The following is a 13911-nucleotide window of genomic DNA, read 5'->3' on the forward strand; positions in this document are numbered from 1 at the left end:
GCGATGAAATCACAGTCACCCCTGATTACCCTGCGCGATCTGGCGCAGGATGCGGTGGAACAAGCCGCGCAACAGCTGGGCCAGGTGCGGCAGGCGCAGCAGGCGGCGGAGCAACAGCTGTCGATGCTGCTCAACTATCAGGACGAATACCGCCAGAAGCTGAATCATACGCTCTGCGACGGCATGGACAGCTCACGCTGGCAAAACTACCAGCAGTTTATCGGCACGCTGGAGCAGGCCATCGACCAGCACCGCCAGCAGCTGCTGCAGTGGGGGCAGAAAGTGGATCACGCGGTGAAGCAATGGCAAGACAAACAACAGCGGCTGAACGCTTTCGAAACCCTGCATACCCGCGCAATGAACGCGGAGCAGCAGCAGGAGAACAAACGGGATCAAAAATTGATGGATGAATTCGCTCAACGCAGCGCACAAAGGAATATCAACCCATGAATCTGAACGCCCTGTCCGGCCTGGCCTTACCCGGCGACGCCGGCGGTCTGACCGAACTGACCTCGGCGCTGGACGAAAGCCAGCTGTCGTCCGCTTTTGCCCAGCTGCTCGGCGCGCGTTTCGCGCCCGCCGCCGATGGCAAACCTCAGCCGGCCACGCTGAGCGCGGACGATGAACGCGCCCCGGCCCTGAGCCGCAACCAGCTCAATCAGCTGCTGGCCACCTTCGGCGAGCGCGGCGGCCTGTTGCCGAACCTGTCAGCCTCAGCCGACGCGCCTTCTTCAGAAGCCGTTGAAGGCGATGCGACCGCCGCCGGCGATAAACCGGCGCAGCCGCCGATCGTCGCCGCCAAAGAGCTGGATGCCGCGACGCTGCAGGCGCTGTACGCCATGCTGCCGGCCGCGATCGTCGCTCAGGCGCAACCGGCCGAAGGCCAACAGTCGCTGCCGATGGAAAACGCTGACGAGACGACTACGCTGCAGCCCGGCAACGGCCTGCTGAACATCGCGGCGGCCGGTGATAACACCGCCGCGCACTCGTCGGCGGCCCCCGCCTCGGCGGTGACGGGCGCGAAAACGCCGGCTACCGATGGCGACAACGCTGCCGCGGCGCTCCCGCAGCCGACCAGCGGTGAACGCGCAAACGCCGCACAGCCGCTGCCGGCGAGCGATGCGCAGCAGCAACCGACGCTCAATCACGCTGTCGCCCTGGCCGCCGCCAGCCCGACGCAAACGGCCGCCCCGGCCAGCGCGCTGGTGACGGCGCCGCCTACGCCGCAGCTCAACGCGCAGCTGGGCAGCCCGGAGTGGCAGCAGGCGTTGAACCAACAGGTGCTGATGTTCCACCGCAACGGCCAGCAGAGCGCCGAGCTGCGCCTGCACCCGCAGGAACTGGGCGCCTTGCAGATCACGCTGAAACTGGACGATCAGCAGGCGCAGCTGCACATCGCCTCTGCGCACGGCCAGGTGCGTGCGGCGGTGGAAGCGGCGATGCCGCAGCTGCGGCACGCGCTGGCGGAGAGCGGTATCAACCTGGGGCAGAGCAGCGTGGGCGGCGAATCCACACCGCAATGGCAGCAGCAGGCGCAACAGCAGGCTTCCAACGGCCAGGGCCGTTCCAGCTATGCTGAACATCATGGCGGCGAGGCTGCGGCAGCCGACAACGTCAGTACGCCGGTTGCGCTGCAGCGCATGGCCAGTGCGGTCAACGGCGTCGATATTTTCGCCTGAGCCGCTGCAAACGCCCAAGCTGGCACCCATTTGCGCGTCTATTCAGGCTATTGCACGCCACAATAGACGCGATAATACCTTTACATGTCATGCGTGCGGCTTTGCCGCGCGCTATGCCCGCCGCCTCGCCGGCCGCGGGTGGAACAACAGGAATTAGATTTCGCTATGTCTCAGAACTCCCTTCCGGCAGCACCGAAACGCCCCCTTCTGGTCATCCTGCTGGTGTTGATCAGCGTCGTCGCCTGTGGCGCCGCGGGCTACAGCTGGTGGCTGCTGCAACAGCATAAAAACGGCGCCGAACCGGCCGCAGCCAAACAGCAACCGCCGGCCGCGCCGGTGTTCATGCCGCTCGACACCTTTACCGTCAACCTGGTGACGCCGGACAACAACCCGGATCGCGTGCTGTACATCGGCCTCACGCTGCGTCTGCCGGACGAAAGTACCCGCCGCCAGCTGAACGATTTTCTGCCGGAAGTGCGCAGCCGTCTGCTGATGCTGCTCTCCCGTCAGGAAGCGAGCCAGCTGGCCAATGAACAAGGGAAGCAACAGTTGGTGGCGCAGATTAAGGACGTGCTCAGCCCGCCGCTGGTTAAGGGACAACCGAAGCAGGTGGTCAGCGACGTGCTGTTCACCGCCTTCATACTGCGGTAATCACTATGGGCGATAGCATTCTTTCACAGGCAGAGATCGACGCCTTGCTCAACGGCGACAGCGCGGGTGATGAACCCGAGGCGGTGGTCGGCAAAGAGAGCGAGGTCAAGCCTTACGATCCGAACACCCAGCGCCGCGTGGTGCGCGAGCGCCTGCACGCGCTGGAAATCATCAACGAACGTTTTGCCCGGCAGTTCCGCATGGGGTTGTTCAACCTGCTGCGCCGCAGCCCGGACATTACCGTCGGCCCGATCAAAATCCAGCCGTATCACGAGTTCGCCCGCAACCTGCCGGTGCCGACCAACCTGAACCTGGTGCATCTGAATCCGCTGCGCGGCACCGCCCTGTTCGTGTTCGCGCCGAGCCTGGTGTTCATCGCCGTCGATAACCTGTTCGGCGGCGACGGCCGCTTCCCGACCAAGGTCGAAGGCCGCGAGTTCACCCCGACCGAACAACGGGTGATCAAGCGCATGCTGCGCCTGGCGCTGGACGCCTACGGCGACGCCTGGAGCGCCATCTACAAGATCGACGTAGAGTACGTGCGCGCCGAAATGCAGGTGAAGTTCACCAACATCACCACCTCGCCAAACGACATCGTGGTCACCACGCCGTTCCAGGTGGAGATCGGCGCGCTGACCGGCGAGTTCAACATCTGCATTCCCTTCGCGATGATTGAGCCGCTGCGCGAGCTGTTGACCAACCCGCCGCTGGAAAATTCGCGGCAGGAAGACAGCCACTGGCGCGAAACGCTGGTGAAGCAGGTGCAGCATTCCGAACTGGAGCTGATCGCCAACTTCGTCGATATCCCGATGCGGCTGTCGAAAGTCCTGAAGCTGCAACCGGGCGATGTATTACCGATAGACAAGCCGGAACGCCTGATCGCCCATGTGGACGGCGTACCGGTTCTGACCAGCCAATACGGCACGTTGAACGGGCAATACGCCCTGCGTGTTGAACATTTGATTAACCCTATTTTGAATGCTCTGAGTGAGGAACAGCCCAATGAGTGATCCTAAGCAACCGTCTGGCGAAGGAAAGGAATCCGTAGACGATCTGTGGGCTGATGCGTTTAACGAGCAGCAGTCTTCAGAGAAATCCGGCGCGAGCACCGAAGGGGTGTTCAAGTCGCTGGAAGCTCAGGATGCGCTCGGCAGCCTGCAGGATATCGACCTGATCCTGGATATTCCGGTCAAGCTGACCGTGGAACTGGGGCGCACCAAGATGACCATCAAAGAGCTGCTGCGCCTGTCGCAAGGCTCGGTGGTGGCGCTGGACGGCCTGGCCGGCGAACCGCTGGATATCCTGATCAACGGTTACCTGATCGCACAAGGTGAAGTGGTGGTGGTGGCCGACAAGTTCGGCGTGCGCATCACCGACATCATCACCCCATCCGAACGCATGCGTCGACTGAGCCGCTGATGACCGCCGCGGCGCCCGTTACCGTGCAAAGCACCCAACACCCCGCCGCGCCGGCCCTGCCGGCCGGTTCGGTGTTGATGCAGGTCAGCAGCGCGCTCGGCGGCATTCTGCTGCTGATCCTGCTGGCCGGTTGGCTGTTCCGTCGGCTGGGGTTCGCCCCGCAGGCGCGCAACAACAAACTGCTCAACCTGCGCGCCAGTTGCCAGGTCGGGCAGCGCGAACGCGTGGTGGTGGTGGAAATCGACGACACCTTGTTGGTATTGGGCGTCACCGCCCAGCAGATCACCCCGCTGCACACCCTGCCCGCCCCGCCGAAAGACGAAGGCGAGTCCAACGCGGCGACACCGGCGGACTTCCGCCAACTGATGCAAAAAGTACTGAAACGCCCGGAAAAATCGGCATGACCTCGACTCTTCATACCCTCGTCCGCCGTCCGGCGGTTTGGCTCCCTGCCGCCCTGCTGCTGATCAGCCCGGCGGCTTTTGCACAACTGCCGGGGCTGATCAGCCAGCCGCTGGCCAACGGCGGCCAAAGCTGGTCGCTGCCGGTGCAGACGCTGGTGCTGTTGACCTCGCTGACCTTCCTGCCCGCCATGCTGCTGATGATGACCAGCTTCACCCGCATCATCATCGTGCTCGGGCTGCTGCGCAATGCGCTGGGCACGCCGTCGGCGCCGCCGAACCAGGTGATGCTGGGGCTGGCGCTGTTCCTGACCTTCTTCATCATGTCGCCGGTGTTCGACAAGGTCTATCAGGACGCCTACCTGCCGTTCAGCCAGGACAAGATCGGACTGGAGGTCGCGCTGGATAAAGGCGCGCAGCCGCTGCGCGAGTTCATGCTGCGCCAAACGCGCGAAACCGATCTCGCGCTGTACGCCAGACTGGCCAATCAGCCGCCGCTGGCCGGCCCGGAAGCGGTGCCGATGCGCATCCTGCTGCCCGCCTACGTCACCAGCGAACTGAAAACCGCCTTCCAGATCGGCTTTACGGTGTTCATTCCGTTCCTGATCATCGACCTGGTGGTCGCCAGCGTGCTGATGGCGCTGGGGATGATGATGGTGCCGCCCGCCACCATCTCGCTGCCGTTCAAGCTGATGCTGTTCGTGCTGGTCGATGGCTGGCAGCTGCTGCTCGGCTCGTTGGCGCAGAGCTTCTATTCGTAACCCCGATCGGAGAACGCGAGATGACACCTGAATCGGTTATGGCGCTCGGCACCGAGGCGATGAAAGTGGCGCTGGCGCTGGCCGCCCCGCTGCTGCTGGCGGCGCTGATCAGCGGCCTGGTGGTCAGCCTGCTGCAGGCCGCCACCCAGATCAACGAAATGACGCTGTCGTTCATCCCCAAAATTCTGGCGGTGGTGGCCACCATCATCATCGCCGGCCCCTGGATGCTGAACCTGTTGCTGGACTACATGCGCACCCTGTTCAGCAACCTGCCTACCCTGATCGGCTGACCGTGCTCACTTTCGACAGCGCCCAGCTCACCGTCTGGCTCAGCCACTATTTTTGGCCGCTGCTGCGCATTCTGGCGCTGATCAGCACCGCGCCGATATTCAGCGAAAAGCAAATCAGCAAAAAGGTCAAAATCGGCCTTGGCGGGCTGATCGTCATCCTGATCGCGCCGACGCTGCCCGCCAGCAATATTCCCATCTTCTCCGCCGCCGGCCTGTGGCTGGCGATTCAGCAAATACTGATCGGCGTGGCGCTGGGGTTGACCATGCAGTTCGCCTTCGCGGCGGTGCGCCTGGCGGGCGAAGTGATCGGCATGCAGATGGGCCTGTCGTTCGCCACCTTCTTCGATCCCAGCGGCGGCCCGAACATGCCGGTGCTGGCGCGCCTGCTTAACCTGCTGGCGATGTTGCTGTTCCTCAGCTTCGACGGCCATCTGTGGCTGATTTCGCTGCTGGCGGACAGCTTCCACACCCTGCCTGTCCAAACGCAGCCGCTGAACGGCAACGGTTTCCTGGTGCTGACTCAGGTCGGCTCGCTGATCTTCATCAATGGCATGATGCTGGCGCTGCCGCTGATCTGCCTGCTGTTAACGCTCAACATGGCGCTCGGCCTGCTCAACCGCATGACGCCGCAGCTGTCGGTGTTCGTGATCGGTTTCCCGGTCACCATGACCTTCGGCATCATGACGCTGGGCATGATGATGCCGATGCTGGCGCCGTTCTGCGAACATCTGTTCGGTGAAATCTTCGATCGACTGGCGGCGGTAATCGGCGGCATGACCTTCTGAGCCCCTGCGGCCCCTTCCTTTCCCCCTCTTCCGCCTGAGACAAAATGGTAATAAAAACGTTTTCTTGGGACAAAAGCCTGAGAAACGTCTTTTATCCGGATTAAGGTTCAAATGTCTCCGGCGGCTTGAATAAATAAAACCCCGACCTAGAATAGACCCGGTAGAAAAAATATCGCCCGCACCCCATCAGTCACCCGCGGCGATAATATAAACTTATTGGTTAGAGAAAAATAAAATAACGCAGCCACGCAGGGTTAAATGCGCGGCAGATAACTTACACCCTGAATAAATGCGTCTGGCAGCCTGCCGGTTGCAGGGCGCAGCATCGACCTTTGCTAACCACAGGAGCGACATCATGATTAAAGCGAAAAGCAACCGCAAAGCACGCCGGTTATTCGGCATGGCCCACTGGAAAAGCAACAAATTTAAAGTTGCCATCAGCGAAACGGCCACTGGTGAAAAATGGAAAGTGGTGAAGAAAAAGAAATAATCCGTACGGCTTTTAGCAAAACATTCCGGGTTGCGCCCGTATCCGGCCTCTGCTGCGCCATTCGACGCTGCACCGGAACGGCAACCCGGCTCCTGCCGTAACCGGCATTGATCACCCGTCGGCAAGCCATGTCGACGTCCTGTGCATTTCATTGTCAGGAATGAAATAATGCAGCACGTCGCCCTCGCTGCCACGCTAAATTTAAAGATAATGCATTAATAATTTGCTTTACTCACATCTCTTATTTATTCACTGACAAGAAAAATCGATTTCCCACCTTATCCCCCCAGCGTTATATTGGAAGCAACCTTGCAGACAGCACGCTGCAAGCCTCACCCAAATATAATCGGTGCAAACATGAAGATAAAATTCCAGCTGAGTGATTTATTCATCAGCGGCATCGCCCTTTTGATCATGAGCACTATTTTAAATACGCTGGGCTTTTCCTGGGGATTATTTGCTCTGCCGCCTGGCGTCGATAGTTTCGTCATCATCCCGTTTACTTTATTTGGCTCATTGAAGTTGGCCGAGTGCCTCTATACGCCAATACGTTGGCTGTTCAATGAGAGCCGCAAGCCTCAAATCGAAAACAGCACCCCTAAAAATAACGCCAAGTCGCGTTAACAGGAGATCGACCTATGTTGAGATAACTGACCAGAGAAGAAATGCAACGGATGGGCGGTGCCGGCGACGGCAATAACGGCGGCGATAGGGATCGCGGCGTGCCTTTCCGCTAAGGCTTAAGGTGAATGGGGAACACGCAGACAAAAAAAGGCGCGTCACTCAGTCAGTAGTGGGAGAACGAGCGACGCGCCAAACGAGTGCGCCCGGTTTCAAGAAGCCGCCCTCCCCGCGGGGCGGAGAGGGCATTTTCTAAGCGCACTAAAGGGAAACCCGTCGCGGTCAGGCAACGGGGTATTGCTCTTAACGATTCATCTGGAACAACGACATGCCCTGCATATCGCTGAAGGTTTTATACGACGCCTGCAGCGCCGCCTGCTGCATGAAATAAGACGAGATAGACTCGGCGAGGTCGGCATCCGTCAGCGCGCTCATCTGGATCTGGTTGGTCATATCGCGCTCTTTGCCGATGCTGTCCAACTGATCCATCTCCTGCAGCTGGCTGCCCAGCTCGGCGCGCACGCTCAGCACGTTGTTGTAGGAGTTGTCCAGGCCGCGGTTGGCTTTCGCCAGCGCATCGTTCACCTGCTGCTTGGTGGCCTCGTCGGCGCCCTGCAGCGGGATTTTCAGCGCGTTCAGCGCGATATCGATGCTCTCGAATACGTTGCTGACCGGCGCGCTGCCGTCCGGCTCGGGCTTCGGGTTGCTGGTCAACGACATGAACACCGCGTTGCCGGTATGGCCGATGGTCATGGTGCGGTTGGCGTCCACTTTCTGCTGAACCGTCTTGTCGCCGCCCTGATAGCTGACGGTGCCGCCGTTGTCGACGAACGGCGCCTTGTCGTTCACATACCCGCCGAACATATAGCGGCCGTTGCCGTCGGTGCTGTTGGCCTGGTTCAGCAGCTGATCTTTCAGCCCCTGCAGCTGAGTGGCCAGCGACTGGCGATCGTTATCGCTTTCCGTACCGCCGGCATTGACAATCAGCGCCTTCATGTCCGCGATGGTGGAGGTCGCGCCGGCCAAGACCGTTTCTTCCATCGACACGTTCTGACGAGCGAAGGTGCGCGCCAGCGTGTACTGGCTGTTTTCCGCCTGCGATTGCGACAACATCACCGCGCGCGACGCCGCCAGCGGATCGTCGGACGGGTTGATCACCCGCTTGCCCGAGGAAAGCTGCTCGGCCGCCTTCATGAACAGCGACTGGTTGCCCGTGATGCCGTTCATGTTCTGTTGGTACATCATGCTGGTGCTCATGCGCATGCTGTGGGTTCCTTACTCTGAGCGACCGGCGCCGTTATCGGCGCCGATTAACAATGAAATCAACGAATATTCAGCAGCGCGTCGAACAGCGAGCTGGCGGTCTGAATCACCTGAGCGTTGGCCATGTAGTACTGCTGGAAACGCAGCAGCTCGCCATACTCTTCGTCAAGGTTGACGCCGGACATCGACTGCTGTTGCGCGCCCAGCTGCGTGACGATCTTGGCCTGCGACGTGGCGATAGCCTTGGCGGCAGCGGTCTGGTTGCCGACGCCGCTGACGATGCCGGCGTAAGCGCCGCTCAGGGTCGCCTTGCCGTCCACCAGGTTTTTGGTTTGCAGATCCAGCAGCTTCTTGGCGTTTTCGTTATCGCCGCGGCCGCTGTCGTCTTTACCGGCGGCGGCGATCTTGGACGAATCGGTGATGGCCACTTTCAGATTGCCCGCTACGTCGCTGACCGGCTTCACGGTGAAGCTGTCTTTGGCCTGCGCATTGCCGTCGATGCTCACTTCCAACCCGTCGAAGTTCAGCGTCGGCTTGCCGTCGGCGCTGGTGCCCGGCGTCGCGTTGACTTTCACGTTGTCCGGCAGGCGGCTGACCTGCCAGTTGCTGCCGTCGAACTCGACGCGATAATCGTTGGCCTTCACCTTGCCGGTATCGGTGTAAGAGACTGACAGCGACGCGTCGCCGGTGTTGCGGGTGTTATCCACTACCCGGCCGCCGCTGAAGCTGAAGAAGTCGCCGCCCGCGTCACCGTTCAGATCGAAGCCGGCGCGATGCTGCTGGTTAAAGCTGTCCGCCATCGCCAGCGCCAACTGGCCCAGCTGATTGCGCACGCCGTCCAGCGTTTCGCTGCGGAATTTCAGCACGCCGCTCAGCGTGCCGCTGGTGATCTGGCCTTCCGGCACTTCGCTGGCGCCGTTGCCGCGGTTATAGCCGATGGTCAGACGGGAAGGATCGCTGCTGGAAGGCACGGCTTCCACCTGATAGGTGTTGCTGCCCTGCACCAGGGTCAAGCCGTTGGCGAAGGAGACGGTATAGGCGTCGCCGTCCTGTTGCGTGACCTGTACGCCCACCAGCTGATTCAATTCGGTGACCAGCTGATCGCGCTGATCCAGCAACGCATTCGGCTCGCCGGCGGCGCTGCCGCGCAAACGGGTGATCTCGTCGTTCAGTTTGGCGATCTGTTGGCCGTAGCTGTTGATCTGCTGCGCCGTATCGCTGATCTGCTGATTAACGCCGTTATCCATGTCGCGCAGGAATTTATCGGTGTTGTTGAACTGGTTCACCAGGCCGTTGGCCTTGCCCAGCACCGTCTGGCGCGCGGCGTCGTCACCGGCGTTGCTCACCAGGTTCTGCAGGTTGGTGAAGAAGTCCTGCATGTTGGTCGACAGCGGGTTGGTCTTGCTCGCCAACAGGTTGTCGATCTGTGAAATCTTCTCGTAATAGGCGTTTTGCGCCCCGAACGCGCTTTGTGCGCCGCGCAGCTGGTTGGTGATGAACTGGTTGTACTCGCGGTTGACGCTGGTGACGGTCACGCCGTTGCCGATAAAGCCGCTCATGGTGGCCATGCCGCCGTTCTGCGCCAGGATCGCGGTCTGGCGGTTGTAGCCCGCCACGTTGTAGTTGGAGATGTTGTTGCTGACGGTACTGAGCGCCACCTGAGCCGCATTCAGCCCGCTCATCGCGGTATTGATTAAGCTATTGGACATCGGAATTCCTTATGCTGCGGCGCCGGTGGCCCACAGGGTTCTTAATTGAGCTGCTGAGCCTGTTCGCTCAGCCTGTTTCGGTTATCGGCAAAAATGAGAAGAACTTGAGGAAAAAAAGCGGCAATGCGGTCAGCATCCAGCCAGCCTCCATTGCCGCCTATCCCCTAAATCATTGGCGCCGCTGCGGCGTCAAGAATGACGGGGATTTAGAACAAATCTTTCAGATCGTGGGTATAGGCTTTCACCGCCTGTTCCCCGGCGTTCTTCATCTGCTGAATCACGCTGACCAGTTTGCTGGCGTACTGCGGGTCGGTGGCATAGCCGGCGCGCTGCAGCGCATGCGCCGCCTGTTCTGGGCTGCGCGCGGCGGCCACGTCGGCGTAGCGCGGGTTGTTGGTCAGCAGTTTGACGTAATCAGCGATCGCTTCGACGTACGAGCCGTAGACGCGGAACTTCGCCTTCACCTTCTTCGCCGCGCCCTGTTCGAACTCGGTGGTGGTGATCTCCGTCACCGGCCCATTCCAGCTGCCGCCGGCCTTGATGCCGAACAGGTTGTAGCTCGGCGTGCCGTCTGAGGTCGGGATCTCGCGCTGCCCCCAGCCGGACTCCAGCGCCGCCTGTGCGACGATCAGCTGATGCGGAATGCCGCTCTGCTGGCTGGCGACCTTCGCCGGTATCGACAGACGAGCGACGAAGTTGCCGTTGTTGAGCGACAGTGGCGCGGCGGCCGGCGGGGCTTTCGGCATCGCGCGGCGCACCATCTGCTCCAGCGCCTGGTTCGGCAGCGTTTGCAGCACCTCGTTGTCCAGCGCCATCGGCGACAGGCCCGCCGTTTCGCTCGGCACCGTGTTGGCGTTGCTCATCTGCTTGACCATCATGTCGGCCAGCCCCAGCCCTTTTTGCGACATCTGCTGGGCGATTTGCTGGTCGTACATCGAGGTATAGAGCCGCGTTTGATCGCTGCTCAATACCCCGTCCTGCGGCAAGGCGGAACGCATGCTTTTCAGCATCATCTGCACGAACATGCCTTCTACCTGCTGGGCCACCTGCTTGAGGTTGCCCTGCGGGTCGGCCACCGCGTCGCGCTTCAGGCCGTTCAGCGCCTGGGCGTCATAGGCCGCGCCCGACATCGCCATCAGATCGCCGGCCATCAGATGATTTCCAGCTTGGCGCGCAGGCAGCCGGCGCTCTGCATCGCCTGCAGGATCGACATCAGATCGATCGGCGTAGCGCCCAGCGCGTTCAGCGCGCGGATCACATTGTTCAGGTTGGCGCTGGCGTTCACCTTCTGCAGCGATCCGCCCTGCTGTTGCACCGAGATCTGGGTGTTTGGCGTCACCACCGTCTGGCCGCCGCCGAACGGGGTCGTTGGCTGGCTGACGGTGTTCTGCCGATCGACCACCACCGACAGGTTGCCCTGGGCGACGGCGCAGGAATCGAGGATCACATCGCGGTTCATCACGACCGACCCGGTGCGCGAGTTGATGATCACCTTGGCGTCCATCGCGCCGACGTTGACGGTGATGTTCTGAATCTCCGCCAGGAAGCGCACCTGAGAGCTGTTGCCCTGCGGCACCAGCACCTGAATGGTGCGGGCGTCGAGCGGCGTCGCGGTGCCGCCGCCGCGTTGGCGGTTGATGGCGTCGCTGATCTGCTGCGCCAGCGTGAAGTCTTCGTCGTTCAGCTGCAGGTTGAGTACGCCGCCGCTGCCGAAGGTGGTCGGCAGCTCGCGCTCGATGGTGGCGCCGTTGCTGATGCGCCCGCCCGCCAGCTGGTTGACCTGCACGCTGCTGCCGCCGGCCGCCGCGCCCGCACCGCCGACCAGCACGTTGCCCTGCGCCAGCGCATAAACCTGGTTATCCACGCCTTTCAGCGGCGTCATCAGCAGGGTGCCGCCACGCAGGCTCTTGGCGTTGCCCATCGAAGAAACCACCACGTCGATATTCTGCCCGGCGCGCGAGAACGGCGGCAGTTTGGCGGTCACCATCACCGCCGCCACGTTTTTCAGCTGCATGTTGGTGCCCGGCGGCACGGTGATGCCCAGCTGCGACAGCATGTTGCTCAGGCTTTGAGTGGTAAACGGCGTCTGCATGGTCTGGTCGCCGGAGCCGTCCAGCCCCACCACCAGGCCGTAGCCGATCAGGGCGTTGTCTCGCACGCCCTGCACCGTCACCAGATCGCGGATGCGCTCCGCCGCCGCCGGCAAGCACACCAGCCCGACGCACAGCGCGATAAACCATTTTTTCAGCATCAGTCAATCCTTAGAACGGTGAAACATTTAAGAAGAAACGCTGCAGCCAGCCCATGGTCTGCGCTTCGTTGATATAGCCATTGCCGACGTATTCGATACGCGCGTCCGCCACCTGCGTCGAGGTCACCGAGTTGTTGCCGCTGATGGTGCGCGGGTTGACGACGCCGGAGAAGCGGATGAATTCGGTGCCCTGGTTGATGGCGATCTGCTTTTCCCCCACCACGTGCAGGTTGCCGTTGGCCAGTACCCGGTTGACCGTCACCGTAATGGTGCCGTTGAAGGTGTTGTTGGCGTTGGCGCCGCCCTTGCCGCCGAAGGTGCTGTCGCCGGAAATGTCCATATCGGCGCGCGCATTGCCCAACAGGCCGTCGAGGTAACGCGGCGAGGTGGCGACGCCGAACTTGCTGGCGCCGTTGCGGCTGGCGTTGGCGGAGGAGCTCTTGCTGGCGCTGACGTTTTCCTGCAGCACGATGGTCAGGGTGTCGCCGACGTTGCGCGGCCGGCGGTCTTCGAACAGCGGCTGATAGCCGTAGTTCATCGGCTGCACCGTCTGGAAGATCGAGCCGTTCGGCATCGGCGCGCTGGCCGGCGCAGGCTGCGCCGTGGTCGCGCCGTCCACCAGCGGTTTGTGCGGGATATAAGCGCAGCCGCTCAGCGTCAGCATCACCATTCCCGCCAGCCAGCGTTGTCCCTGCCGCGGCAGGATTGCCATCGAATATGTGGTTACCACGGGTATCGCCTTTGTTTCACGAAAGAGAATGACGGGCGCGGCATGCCGGGCCCGTCAATGACAGATTACAGTTGCGTCAGCTTTTGCAGCATCTGATCGGAGGTCGATACCGCTTTGCTGTTGATCTCGTAAGCGCGCTGAGTCTGGATCATGTTGACCAGCTCTTCCGCCACGTTAACGTTGGAGGTTTCCACGTAGCCCTGATACAGCAGACCGGCGCCGTTCAGCCCCGGCGTGCTCTCGTTCGGCGCGCCCGAGCTTTCGGTTTCCTGATACAGGTTCTCGCCCACGCTCTCCAGACCGCTGTCGTTGACAAAGGTCGTCAGCGTCAGTTGGCCCACCTGCTGGGCGGCGGTTTGCCCCTGCTGGGTGACGCTGACGATGCCGTCGCGGCCGACGGTGATGGACAGCGCGTTCGCCGGAATGGTGATCGCCGGCTGCACCTGGAAACCGCTGGAGGTGACCAGCTGGCCGTTCTGATCGATCTGGAACGACCCGTCGCGGGTGTAGGCCTGGGTGCCGTCCGGCAGCATCACCTGGAAGAAACCCTGCCCCTTGATGGCGACGTCTTTGCTGTTGTTGGTCTGCGACAGGTTGCCCTGGCTGTGCAGGCGCTCGGTCGCCACCGGACGCACGCCGGTGCCGATCTGCAGACCGGAAGGCAGCGTAGTCTGCTCGGAAGACTGCGCACCCGGCTGACGCATGGTCTGGTACAGCAGATCTTCAAATACCGCACGCTGGCGCTTGAAGCCGTTGGTGCTGACGTTCGCCAGGTTGTTGGCGATCACGTCCATGTTGGTCTGCTGCGCGTCCAGACCGGTTTTGGCAATCCATAAGGATGGAATCATCGGTTATTTCCTT

General features: G+C 61.5%; 17 protein-coding genes. 11 read left to right on the forward strand and 6 right to left on the reverse strand.

What is annotated here, in order from left to right; genetic code table 11:
• The first annotated feature begins 3 nt into the window (after positions 1-3).
• From fliJ to ACJ8IJ_RS02710, 11 genes are all read left to right on the forward strand, one after another.
• Positions 4-450, forward strand: a complete 447-nt coding sequence (gene fliJ, locus ACJ8IJ_RS02660) for a flagellar export protein FliJ (RefSeq protein ID WP_004934783.1) — start codon at positions 4-6, stop codon at positions 448-450.
• Positions 447-1679: a flagellar hook-length control protein FliK gene (locus ACJ8IJ_RS02665; RefSeq protein ID WP_049188404.1), complete on the forward strand. Its 1233-nt coding sequence runs from the start codon at positions 447-449 to the stop codon at positions 1677-1679. The genes fliJ and ACJ8IJ_RS02665 overlap by 4 nt, the downstream gene beginning before the upstream one ends.
• 165 nt (positions 1680-1844) lie before the next feature.
• Complete coding sequence (gene fliL, locus ACJ8IJ_RS02670) at positions 1845-2330, forward strand: flagellar basal body-associated protein FliL (RefSeq protein WP_004934797.1); 486 nt, start codon at positions 1845-1847, stop codon at positions 2328-2330.
• A 5-nt stretch (positions 2331-2335) separates the two neighbouring features.
• Entirely contained in the window at positions 2336-3340 is a 1005-nt protein-coding gene (gene fliM, locus ACJ8IJ_RS02675; RefSeq protein ID WP_004934798.1) for a flagellar motor switch protein FliM, read from the forward strand.
• Complete coding sequence (gene fliN / locus ACJ8IJ_RS02680) at positions 3333-3749, forward strand: flagellar motor switch protein FliN (protein ID WP_004934799.1); 417 nt, start codon at positions 3333-3335, stop codon at positions 3747-3749. Before fliM ends, fliN begins: the two co-directional genes overlap by 8 nt.
• A complete protein-coding gene (gene fliO, locus ACJ8IJ_RS02685; protein ID WP_004934800.1) occupies positions 3749-4153 on the forward strand; it encodes a flagellar biosynthetic protein FliO in 405 nt (134 codons plus the stop codon). The genes fliN and fliO overlap by 1 nt, the downstream gene beginning before the upstream one ends.
• A complete protein-coding gene (gene fliP, locus ACJ8IJ_RS02690) occupies positions 4150-4911 on the forward strand; it encodes a flagellar type III secretion system pore protein FliP (protein WP_004934802.1) in 762 nt (253 codons plus the stop codon). Before fliO ends, fliP begins: the two co-directional genes overlap by 4 nt.
• A gap of 20 nt (positions 4912-4931) precedes the next feature.
• The gene (fliQ, locus tag ACJ8IJ_RS02695) at positions 4932-5201 is read left to right on the forward strand and encodes a flagellar biosynthesis protein FliQ (protein ID WP_004934803.1); all 270 of its coding nucleotides are present in this window, start codon (positions 4932-4934) and stop codon (positions 5199-5201) included.
• A gap of 2 nt (positions 5202-5203) precedes the next feature.
• Complete coding sequence (gene fliR, locus ACJ8IJ_RS02700; RefSeq protein ID WP_004934804.1) at positions 5204-5986, forward strand: flagellar biosynthetic protein FliR; 783 nt, start codon at positions 5204-5206, stop codon at positions 5984-5986.
• Between the two features lie 355 nt (positions 5987-6341).
• Positions 6342-6476: a stationary-phase-induced ribosome-associated protein gene (sra, locus tag ACJ8IJ_RS02705; RefSeq protein ID WP_442518241.1), complete on the forward strand. Its 135-nt coding sequence runs from the start codon at positions 6342-6344 to the stop codon at positions 6474-6476.
• A gap of 357 nt (positions 6477-6833) precedes the next feature.
• Entirely contained in the window at positions 6834-7100 is a 267-nt protein-coding gene (locus tag ACJ8IJ_RS02710) for a hypothetical protein (RefSeq protein ID WP_275094890.1), read from the forward strand.
• A gap of 300 nt (positions 7101-7400) precedes the next feature.
• On the opposite strand, the gene flgL is transcribed toward ACJ8IJ_RS02710, so the two are convergent.
• The 6 genes from flgL to flgG all read right to left on the reverse strand — a co-directional run bounded on the left by flgL (position 7401) and on the right by flgG (position 13898).
• Positions 7401-8360, reverse strand: coding sequence for a flagellar hook-associated protein FlgL (gene flgL, locus ACJ8IJ_RS02715; protein WP_015378250.1), 960 nt, complete (start codon positions 8358-8360; stop codon positions 7401-7403).
• Between the two features lie 59 nt (positions 8361-8419).
• Positions 8420-10069: a flagellar hook-associated protein FlgK gene (gene flgK / locus ACJ8IJ_RS02720; RefSeq protein ID WP_004934814.1), complete on the reverse strand. Its 1650-nt coding sequence runs from the start codon at positions 10067-10069 to the stop codon at positions 8420-8422.
• Between the two features lie 206 nt (positions 10070-10275).
• Positions 10276-11220, reverse strand: coding sequence for a flagellar assembly peptidoglycan hydrolase FlgJ (flgJ, locus tag ACJ8IJ_RS02725; protein ID WP_442518242.1), 945 nt, complete (start codon positions 11218-11220; stop codon positions 10276-10278).
• Positions 11220-12320, reverse strand: a complete 1101-nt coding sequence (locus ACJ8IJ_RS02730; RefSeq protein ID WP_004934816.1) for a flagellar basal body P-ring protein FlgI — start codon at positions 12318-12320, stop codon at positions 11220-11222. Before ACJ8IJ_RS02730 ends, flgJ begins: the two co-directional genes overlap by 1 nt.
• A gap of 10 nt (positions 12321-12330) precedes the next feature.
• A complete protein-coding gene (gene flgH, locus ACJ8IJ_RS02735) occupies positions 12331-13032 on the reverse strand; it encodes a flagellar basal body L-ring protein FlgH (RefSeq protein ID WP_442518395.1) in 702 nt (233 codons plus the stop codon).
• Positions 13033-13115: 83 nt separating this feature from the next.
• Positions 13116-13898, reverse strand: coding sequence for a flagellar basal-body rod protein FlgG (gene flgG / locus ACJ8IJ_RS02740; protein WP_004934819.1), 783 nt, complete (start codon positions 13896-13898; stop codon positions 13116-13118).
• Positions 13899-13911 lie beyond the last annotated feature (13 nt).

Source organism: Serratia sp. CY40230 (genome assembly GCF_052168835.1).
GTDB classification, from domain to species: domain Bacteria; phylum Pseudomonadota; class Gammaproteobacteria; order Enterobacterales; family Enterobacteriaceae; genus Serratia; species Serratia nematodiphila.

Coding starts and splice junctions, on each gene's coding strand:
- fliJ (WP_004934783.1), top strand. CDS start 4: ATGAAATCACAGTCACCCCTGATTACCCTGCGCGATCTGGCGCAGGAT.
- ACJ8IJ_RS02665 (WP_049188404.1), top strand. CDS start 447: ATGAATCTGAACGCCCTGTCCGGCCTGGCCTTACCCGGCGACGCCGGC.
- fliL (WP_004934797.1), top strand. CDS start 1,845: ATGTCTCAGAACTCCCTTCCGGCAGCACCGAAACGCCCCCTTCTGGTC.
- fliM (WP_004934798.1), top strand. CDS start 2,336: ATGGGCGATAGCATTCTTTCACAGGCAGAGATCGACGCCTTGCTCAAC.
- fliN (WP_004934799.1), top strand. CDS start 3,333: ATGAGTGATCCTAAGCAACCGTCTGGCGAAGGAAAGGAATCCGTAGAC.
- fliO (WP_004934800.1), top strand. CDS start 3,749: ATGACCGCCGCGGCGCCCGTTACCGTGCAAAGCACCCAACACCCCGCC.
- fliP (WP_004934802.1), top strand. CDS start 4,150: ATGACCTCGACTCTTCATACCCTCGTCCGCCGTCCGGCGGTTTGGCTC.
- fliQ (WP_004934803.1), top strand. CDS start 4,932: ATGACACCTGAATCGGTTATGGCGCTCGGCACCGAGGCGATGAAAGTG.
- sra (WP_442518241.1), top strand. CDS start 6,342: ATGATTAAAGCGAAAAGCAACCGCAAAGCACGCCGGTTATTCGGCATG.
- ACJ8IJ_RS02710 (WP_275094890.1), top strand. CDS start 6,834: ATGAAGATAAAATTCCAGCTGAGTGATTTATTCATCAGCGGCATCGCC.
- flgL (WP_015378250.1), bottom strand. CDS start 8,360: ATGCGCATGAGCACCAGCATGATGTACCAACAGAACATGAACGGCATC.
- flgK (WP_004934814.1), bottom strand. CDS start 10,069: ATGTCCAATAGCTTAATCAATACCGCGATGAGCGGGCTGAATGCGGCT.
- flgJ (WP_442518242.1), bottom strand. CDS start 11,220: ATGGCCGGCGATCTGATGGCGATGTCGGGCGCGGCCTATGACGCCCAG.
- ACJ8IJ_RS02730 (WP_004934816.1), bottom strand. CDS start 12,320: ATGCTGAAAAAATGGTTTATCGCGCTGTGCGTCGGGCTGGTGTGCTTG.
- flgH (WP_442518395.1), bottom strand. CDS start 13,032: ATGGCAATCCTGCCGCGGCAGGGACAACGCTGGCTGGCGGGAATGGTG.
- flgG (WP_004934819.1), bottom strand. CDS start 13,898: ATGATTCCATCCTTATGGATTGCCAAAACCGGTCTGGACGCGCAGCAG.